Source organism: Frankia sp. AiPa1, from assembly GCF_023243075.1.
Classification (GTDB): domain Bacteria; phylum Actinomycetota; class Actinomycetes; order Frankiales; family Frankiaceae; genus Frankia.
In genome coordinates, this window is record NZ_JALKFZ020000060.1 from 1 (window position 1) to 7,761 (window position 7,761).

At 70.8% G+C, this 7,761-nt stretch carries 5 protein-coding genes, 1 pseudogene and 1 riboswitch; of the genes and pseudogenes, 3 read left to right on the top strand and 3 right to left on the bottom strand.

The features are described from left to right. From MXD95_RS07000 to fbaA, 3 genes and pseudogenes are all read right to left on the bottom strand, one after another. Nucleotides 1-251: pseudogene (locus MXD95_RS07000) on the bottom strand (hypothetical protein); the annotation flags it as partial. A gap of 710 nt (nt 252-961) precedes the next feature. After that, complete coding sequence (locus tag MXD95_RS07005; protein ID WP_250639727.1) at nt 962-1,642, bottom strand: transglycosylase family protein; 681 nt, start codon at nt 1,640-1,642, stop codon at nt 962-964. A 5-nt stretch (nt 1,643-1,647) separates the two neighbouring features. Next, a riboswitch (cyclic di-AMP (ydaO/yuaA leader) is annotated at nt 1,648-1,881 on the bottom strand. Nucleotides 1,882-3,154: 1,273 nt separating this feature from the next. Continuing rightward, nucleotides 3,155-4,192 carry a class II fructose-bisphosphate aldolase gene (gene fbaA, locus MXD95_RS07010; protein ID WP_250639728.1) on the bottom strand — a complete coding sequence of 346 codons (1,038 nt, stop codon included), beginning with the start codon at nt 4,190-4,192 and terminating at the stop codon, nt 3,155-3,157. Between the two features lie 296 nt (nt 4,193-4,488). Between fbaA and MXD95_RS07015 the strand changes: the two genes are divergently transcribed. The 3 genes from MXD95_RS07015 to MXD95_RS07025 all read left to right on the top strand — a co-directional run. Further along, entirely contained in the window at nt 4,489-5,316 is an 828-nt protein-coding gene (locus MXD95_RS07015) for a DedA family protein (RefSeq protein WP_250639729.1), read from the top strand. A gap of 280 nt (nt 5,317-5,596) precedes the next feature. Beyond that, nucleotides 5,597-6,520 (top strand): CAP domain-containing protein, encoded by a 924-nt coding sequence (locus tag MXD95_RS07020; RefSeq protein WP_250639730.1) that lies wholly within the window; start codon nt 5,597-5,599, stop codon nt 6,518-6,520. A 242-nt stretch (nt 6,521-6,762) separates the two neighbouring features. Beyond that, the coding region (locus MXD95_RS07025; RefSeq protein ID WP_250639731.1) for an NAD-dependent epimerase/dehydratase family protein at nt 6,763-7,761 on the top strand (999 nt) is incomplete at its 3' end.

Here is a 7,761-nt window from a genome sequence, read left to right on the forward strand (position 1 = left end):
AAAGCGGCCATGGGCGGTTTTTTGGTTTGGGGGGCGGGGGGGGGGGGGGGTGGGGGGCCGGGGGGGGGGGGGGGGGGGGGGGGGGGGGGGGGGGGGGGGGCGCCGCCGCCCCCCCCCCCCCCGCCGACCGTGGTCACCGCGAGGCCGCTGCCCACCAGGGCGGTGACCGCGCCGGTCGTTCGCAGGATGCGGCTCGCGGCCGAGGGCGCCTGCGCGGCTCGGTGTCTACCTCCACGCCGCAGTGACGGCATGTCAGTCCAATCCCGTATCGCCTGCGGGGTGAGCTGTCGGGTGCGGGCTGGGATGGCCCGGCCGGTCCGGCCCCGTTGACCTTCGGCGGAGTACGGGAAGCGATCTTCCCCGGGGAGCTGGTCCCCTGCCGAAATGCACCGGGTCGAGCCGACTTAACCCCAAGGACGTCCAGAGACGCCCGGTGATGGTTCCCCCACTCCTGCCCGTTGCGGTGCGCTAGGCCAGCCGCCTGAACGGTGGGCAGGACTCGGCGTCCGCCCAGGCGACCCCACCGGTTGGTGAGTGAGCGGCACTCTAGCGATATCGGGCCATGCCGCGCAAACCGGGGGTGGACCTCGATAACCAGGTGAGACGGGTAGAGGCGTGGCCCAATGGTGCCGCCCAGCCTGGCGGGGCAGGTGTGCCTGGCCGCCCGGCTGGGTACATCACGTGAGGTGGAGCGCCCCGGTGGGGGCCGGTGTGCCCGACCGGCCTGTTGCGTCGCAGCGCGCAGGAGATCGTCCTGGCTGTGCGGGAGACCGGTCGGGTCGGAATTTCACGATGGCTGGCAGGTTCTGCCGGGGTGGTACGACCGTCCGTGACAGGACACGCGTCCCCGTGTCCTGGGGCCCGGCTGGCCGTGCGTGGATGGTGCTGGCCGGCGGCATCGCAACCGGCCGAAGGGCGCGCCGTGCGTGGCGTGCGGCTCAGTCGGAGCGCCGTGGGCGGCTCAGCCGAAGGTGGTGTGCCACGTCGCCGGGCCGACGATGCCGTCGACGGCGAGGCCCTTGGCGGTCTGCAGCGCGCGGGCGGCGGCGGCGGAACGCGGGCCGAAGTGTCCGTCGGCGGCGAGCGGGTAGCCGATCTGGCTCATCCGCGCCTGCCAGGCTCGCACGTCAGCGCGGCTCTGGCCGGCCAGCGCGGTCGAAAGTGAGCGGGTGTAGGACGGCGTGGAGAGCGCCGCGGGGGTGACCGTCAGCGGGGCGCGCTGCGCGGAGCGGGATGCCTGAGCCGTGCCGGCCGCAGAGGAGCCGCCGCCGAGCTGGTCGGAGCCCATACCACGACCGCAGACCGGCCACTGGCCGAAACCGGATCGCTGGGCCAGGCGTAGGGCGGCCTCGTCCTGGACCGCGGGTGCTGCCTGATGGGGCAGGCCAGAGTAGCCGAGGCTGTGCCAGGTGCTGGCCGAGAACTGGTACGCCCCGAAGTAGCTGTTGCCGGTGTTGGTCGTGTAATCACCGCCGGACTCGCACTGCCGCAGACCTTCCCAGGTGGTCGCGGCCTCGGCCGGCTGGGTGACGACGAGTGAGCCGCCCACCGCCGCTGCGAGCACCGGAGCAACCATGAGAGCCCGCGCCCGGATACGGGTGCCGGCGCTCCATTGTCGACCACTGGTACGTGCGTCGGACATGTGTGTTGGTCCTTCCCCACGCCTGCGAGGTGAGCTGTCGGATTCGGGCTGGGAACTGCCCGGCCATGCCAGGGATTTCCTGGGCGTGCGCCCATGCCGAAACTTGCGTCGGCTTGAGCCGCTCACGGCTTCACCCCGAGAGCATCAATCCTTTCGATGCTCAGAGATGGTTCCCCCGTTCCTGCCGCGTGATGGAGGAGAAATCGTCGGCCGGGGGCAGGATTCGGCGTGCCGTCCGACGAATGCCGCACGTTGTCGCCCGGCACGGCGAAGACCATAACCACGCCGTCCGGCGAGTCGCCAAGCATTGAATAGGGTGCGTGAGTAAGAGCACAGTCGGCGTGTCTTCTTGGAGGTGCCACTGGCCGGCTGGTATCGCGCGTGCGCGCCCGCTCATTAACCTGGCGGGATCTCCGGAAGGCCTGTTTGTACGCATCCGATCACTATGTTTGCTGATGGTGAATGGCGAGCGGAGCGTCATGATTCAGGTCGAATACGTGACCTGATCGGCGACGCTCCATGGTGGCCGTTCGTGTCCGGCAGGCGTAGCTGTGTGCATGTTTGGGGGTGGCGGCGCCCGAACGCGCGCTACGTCGGACCGATGCGCCATTGCCCGAACTGTGAGAAGCGTAACGGCTCGTGGATGCCAGCTTTCACCGTTGTACTTATGTTGCTTTTGGTTAACTCGTCCTTCCTCTGTGTGACATGTACCTGATGGGAGGGGTGACGCGCCGGGTGGAATGCCCGGTCCATGCCTGGCTGCCCGGCTCCGGCCCAGCTGCTGTCCGGCAGGTTCACTAGCTGATGGTGAAGATCTCTTCCATCCCACATCGACGTGCCTCAGTGCGGACGGCGGACCACCGCACGAGCGTGGCGCAGGGATCAGGGACGGATCGACCCACAGAGAACAGGACCGTCGACCGGGATGTCGGCCGTCGAGTGACCCCTCACCGGACCGGCCGGGACCAGTCCGTCCGTCCGTAGACGAACGAGCCGCCCGACTCGTCAGGACGAGGTGGCCTACCGGGTGACGACTCACGCAGAAGAGACGAAACGCCGACCGGTGGGCCGTGCGAGCCGGATGCCGGGGCGAGGGGCGGTCGGTGCGAGGATGCGACGTCGGCAGTCAGATGGGCAGACGGCCCTCGGCCGGGAGCAGAAGACACCGCCGGGCCGGCGATCCAGCCGGGCCGGAGACGAGGCAGGGTCGGCCGGCGCCAGGGTGCCCGGCGCGGGGAAAGCAGTGGCTCGTCGGACCTCGCCATGTGCATGAGGTCCGGCCCGAAATGCCATGATCCCGAACTGTCATGCTCCCGAGCGGCAATGCTCCCGCCCTGGTCCTGAAATGCAATGGTCCCCCAGTCGCGTCGGGCAACTGGGGGACCGGGGTTCAGCGGGTCAGTACGCAGCCGGCGGCCTGGTGCCGACGCGTGTCCCGCGTCCCGCGTCCCGCGCGTGCAGGAACCGGCGGGATAGCGCGGTAACCAGGGGGTATGGTGGGATGCGGCGCCGTTATGCCTTCCCGAGGGATCGCCCGACGGAACGCAGGTCCTCACACGCCTGCGCCACCCGGGCGGCCATGCCCGTTTCGGCGAGCTTTCCGTAGGTGCGCGGATCGTACGCCTTCTTGACTCCGACCTCACTGTCGACCTTGAGTACGCCGTCGTAGTTCTTGAAGGCGTGGTCCACGATGGGCCGGGTGAAGGCGTACTGGGTGTCGGTGTCCACGTTCATCTTGACGACGCCGTAATCGAGGGTTTCCCGGATCTCGCTCAGGTCGGAGCCGCTTCCACCGTGGAAGACCAGATCGAACGGCTTTGAGCCGGCCGGAAGACCCAGTTTCTGCGCGACATGGTCCTGCCCGTCGCGAAGAATCGTCGGGCGAAGCTTGACGTTTCCGGGCTTGTAGACGCCATGCACATTGCCGAAGGTGGCAGCGAGCAGATAACGGCCCTTGTCCCCTGACCCGAGCACCTCGGCAGTCCGCCACATGTCACCGGGCGTGGTGTAGAGCTTCTCGTCGATCGCACCGACGACGCCGTCCTCCTCGCCGCCGACGACCCCGATCTCGACCTCGAGCACGATCCGCGCGGCGGTCGCGTCGGCGAGCAGCTCCTCGGCGATCTTGAGGTTCTCCTCCAGCTCGACGGCCGAGCCGTCCCACATGTGCGACTGGAACAGCGGGTCCCGGCCCGCCGCCACCCGCTCGCGGGAGATCGCGATGAGCGGGCGGATGTAGGTGTCGAGTTTGTCCGCGGGGCAGTGGTCGGTGTGCAGCGCGATGTTGACCGGGTAGGCCTTCGCGACATGGTGGGCGAACTCGGCCAGCGCCTCGGCGCCAAGCACCATGTTCTTCACCGTGGGGCCGGACAGGTACTCGGCACCGCCGGTGGACACCTGCACGATCCCGTCGCTGCCCGCCTCGGCGAAACCGCGCAGGGCAGCGTTCAGGGTCTGCGACGACGAGACGTTGATCGCGGGGTATGCGAAGGCTTCGGACTTCGCCCGGTCGAGCATCTCGGCATAGATCTCTGGCGTGGCGATGGGCATCGGTGGGGCTCCTTGTCGAAGCTGTCGGGGCGCCGATCAGCCATGGACGGCGGCACAGGCCGGCCCGATCGGGCGCAAGCGCACCGCACGACTGTTGGTGGGCGAAGGGTATGACGGCGCGCGTCGTTCGGGTGGCCGGATGCGGCGGACATCGCCGGGGAGTTCTCCCGGTGCCGGCCCGACGCCGATCGTCCTCGTCCCGGGATGGCGCGTCCGGGGGATGCGGGCCACCCGGGGATGGTGCGGCACTCGCAGATACGGGTGGCCGTGACACCGTCCGGATCGGTGGGGTGGCCATGGCATCGTCTTGGCCGGTGGGGCGGCACACTGGACCGGTGGATGTCGGCCACCTGTCCGGTACGACCCTCTATATCGTCGTGTTCGCGATGATCTTTATCGAGAGCGGGGTATTGGTCGGTTTCTGGCTGCCCGGGGACACGATCCTGTTCGCTGCCGGCCTGGTTGCCGCCGACAGTGCCGCGGATGTATCCATTTATGCCCTTTCTGGCGGCGTTGCGATCGCCGCCAGTCTCGGTGCCGCGACGGGCTATTACACCGGCGCCCGGCTGGGCCGGCCCTATCTGGAACGTCGCCATGCGTCGGCCCTGGTCCGAACGGAGGAGTTCTACCGCCGGTTCGGGTCCGTCACGCTGATCGCGGCGCGGTTCGTCCCCTGGGCGCGGACATTCGCTCCCGTGCTCGCGGGCGCGGTGGCGATGCCGCGTTCCCGGTTCCTCGCCGCCGCCGCCGCCGGTGCCCTGGTGTGGGGCAGCGGCCTGATCCTGGTGGGCTACGTGGCGGCGGAGATTCCGGGCCTGCGGGACGCCGTGGGCTGGTTCGCCGCGGTCGTGGTGCTCGGCTCGGTCCTGGCCGGGATCGGGGGTGAACTTCTGCGCCGCCGGGCCACGCGCCGCCGTACCCACGGTGCGGCCGCAACGACCGCGGTGGCCTCTGCCCCTGCGACGGAATCCGCCGCCCAGGCGTCCTTGGCCACCCGGACGGCCTCGCATACCGGGACGACCGCGGCGTCCGCGGCCGGTGTGCCTTCGGCTGGCGTTTCCTCGACTGGTGCCGCGGTGCCGGGTGCCCAGGTAGCCGATGCGCCAGCCGCCGAGGACGGGTAGTCCGTTCCGGGGGTTCCGGGCGCGTCTCGCGCGGTGTGGGTATCCCGCTGCACCCGCCGTCATGGGCCATGGCGTCAACGGGCCCATGGTGTTTGGCCTGGTGACAGCCGAGGGTTGGTGGCCGGGCGGGAGCGATGATCGAAGAGTGTGGTCATCCCGCGACGGCGGGTGATTTATCGAGGGCGGGGCGGGGTTGTGCAGTGGTGTGCCGCCACTGCTGGGCTACCCTGTGATCGATCCGGTGACTTAGGTCGGGGGGGCCGACCAAGCGAAGGATTCGATGCGACGATCTCGTTCCCGGCGTTCGCCCATGGGCCGCCGGACACTGCCCGTCACCGACCGCCGGGTGGGAGACCTGCTGGCCCCGCTCGTCACGGTGGTCCTGGCGGCCGCGATGGCCGCCTGCTCCCTCTCTCCCTCCTCCACGACCGGGGCGGCCGACCGCTCGGTCTCCCGCGACCCGGACACCGCCCGCGGCGGCTCCGCCTCGCCCGCGGTCGACCCGGTCGGCTCCGATGCGCTCGGACTGCCGGGTAGTGCGCCGACCTCACCCACGGCCACACCGGGCGCTCCCGGCCGGACCCCGTCCGAGCCGCTCGTACCGCTGGCCGCCCCGCTCGGCGACGCGCGGAGCACGGCGGCCCGCCCCACCGGCGCGGCGGCAGCGGCCACGGCGCCTTCCCCCGCGGTCAGCACGGCCGGTGTTCCGCCCACGGCGAGTGCGTCACCCCGGGCCGGGACGCCAGGGGCCGGCGGTGCGACCGCCGGTGGCACGTCGACCCGGGCCGCGACGTCCACGCCCGCGACGAGCGTCGCTGCCATTCTCAATGCCGTGGTCGCCGGGACGAACCGGGAGCGCCGCCAGGCCGGGTGCCCCGACCTGGTCGCCGATCCCGCCCTGACCCTGGTGGCGCTGGCGCACAGCGCTGCCATGGCGAGATCGAACTTCTTCGCCCACAACAGTCTGGACGGAACTACTCCGTTTCAGCGGATCGCCGCGGCCGGCATCCCCTTTGCGATCGCGGCGGAGAACATCGCCGCGGGCCAGCCGACGCCGGTTGCGGTCCTGCGTTCCTGGATGGCCAGTCCGGGCCATCGGGCAAACATCCTCAACTGCACGCTGCGGCGCGTCGGTGTCGGTTTCGCCGTCGGCGGTTCGTACGGCACCTACTGGGTCCAGGACTTCGTCACACCTCCGCGCTGATCGCGCGCTGATCGCGCGGACCCGGTACTTCGCGACCGGGTGAGTCCGACGGCGGCACTCACCGGATCGCCGCCGTCGGACTCACCCCGAAGGTCGGGTGCGCAGCCCGGACGATCCCGTAGGGTCGGGACGTCGTCGCCGACGGCGCCCGGGTCATGCCCGGCGTCAGGTAGGCGGCGGTCGTCGCAGCACGCCGTCACGCGGATGGCCCGGCGCGGGTGCCCCGGGCAGGAGGAGGGGCCGTGGTTCGGGCGGTGGTCACCGGCGCGGCCGGCTTTCTCGGCGGAGCGATCACCCATGCACTGCGCCAGGCGGGCACTGAGGTGATCGCCCTGGACGTTCGGCGTGCGCCCGGGATCACCCTGGCCGACATCACCAGGCCGGGCGAGTGGGAGCGGGCGCTGGACGGTGCCGATCTGGTCATCCATGCGGCAGCCGTAGGTATGGGCGGTGTGGCGGAACTGACCCCGGTCCGTCCCGGGCGGGCCGGGGCGCCGGTGCGGGTGCCCGCGGACGAGATCCGACGGGTCATGCTGGCCGGGACGGCCAACCTGATCGACGCGGCCACCCGCTCGGGCGTCGATCGCTTCCTCCATCTCTCCTGCGTCGATGTCGTCTCCGGGCCGTGCGCGTCCCGGTCCGCGGTGGTTGCCGCGAGCGCCCTCGTGGCGGGCGGCCCCGTCCGCGGGTGGCTGGACGAGTCGTCGCCGGTTGGGCTTACCGGCGATGCCAGGGCGGACGCGCTGGCCGCCGCGGAGCAGGCGGTGGCGTCAGCGGCGGCCCATGGGCTTGGCGCGACGGTTGTGCGCGTCGGTGATGCGTACGGCCCCCGGGCGGGGCGGTGGACGCTGTGGCCGGTTCTGTTGCTGCGGGCCGGTCGGTTCGTGCTGGTGAACGGTGGGCGGGGCATCCTCAGCCCGGTCCATGTCGACGATGTCGTCGGTGCGGTGTCGTCGATCGCGGCGTCGACGCGTTCCGCTGTCGCCGGCCAGGTGATGCAGGTCACCGGTGGGCAGGCGGTGACCGCCGCGGAGTTCTTCGGGTACTACGCCGACATGCTCGACCTGCCCGCACCCCGGTCGGTGCCGGTGGGCGTGGTCGGCGCGCTCGACGGCTGGGAGGGGGGGGGGGGGGGGGGGGCGGGGGGGGGGGGGGGGGGGGGGGGGGGGGGGGGTGGTGGGTGCAAGACTTATTCATTGAATAATATAAAAAAAAAAAAACCAAACACAAAAAACACCCCA

What these genes read in the sequence shown, in the direction of transcription:
- MXD95_RS07005 (WP_250639727.1), bottom strand. Translation starts at nt 1,642, where the DNA reads ATGTCCGACGCACGTACCAGTGGTCGACAATGGAGCGCCGGCACCCGT.
- fbaA (WP_250639728.1), bottom strand. Translation starts at nt 4,192, where the DNA reads ATGCCCATCGCCACGCCAGAGATCTATGCCGAGATGCTCGACCGGGCG.
- MXD95_RS07015 (WP_250639729.1), top strand. Translation starts at nt 4,489, where the DNA reads ATGGCATCGTCTTGGCCGGTGGGGCGGCACACTGGACCGGTGGATGTC.
- MXD95_RS07020 (WP_250639730.1), top strand. Translation starts at nt 5,597, where the DNA reads ATGCGACGATCTCGTTCCCGGCGTTCGCCCATGGGCCGCCGGACACTG.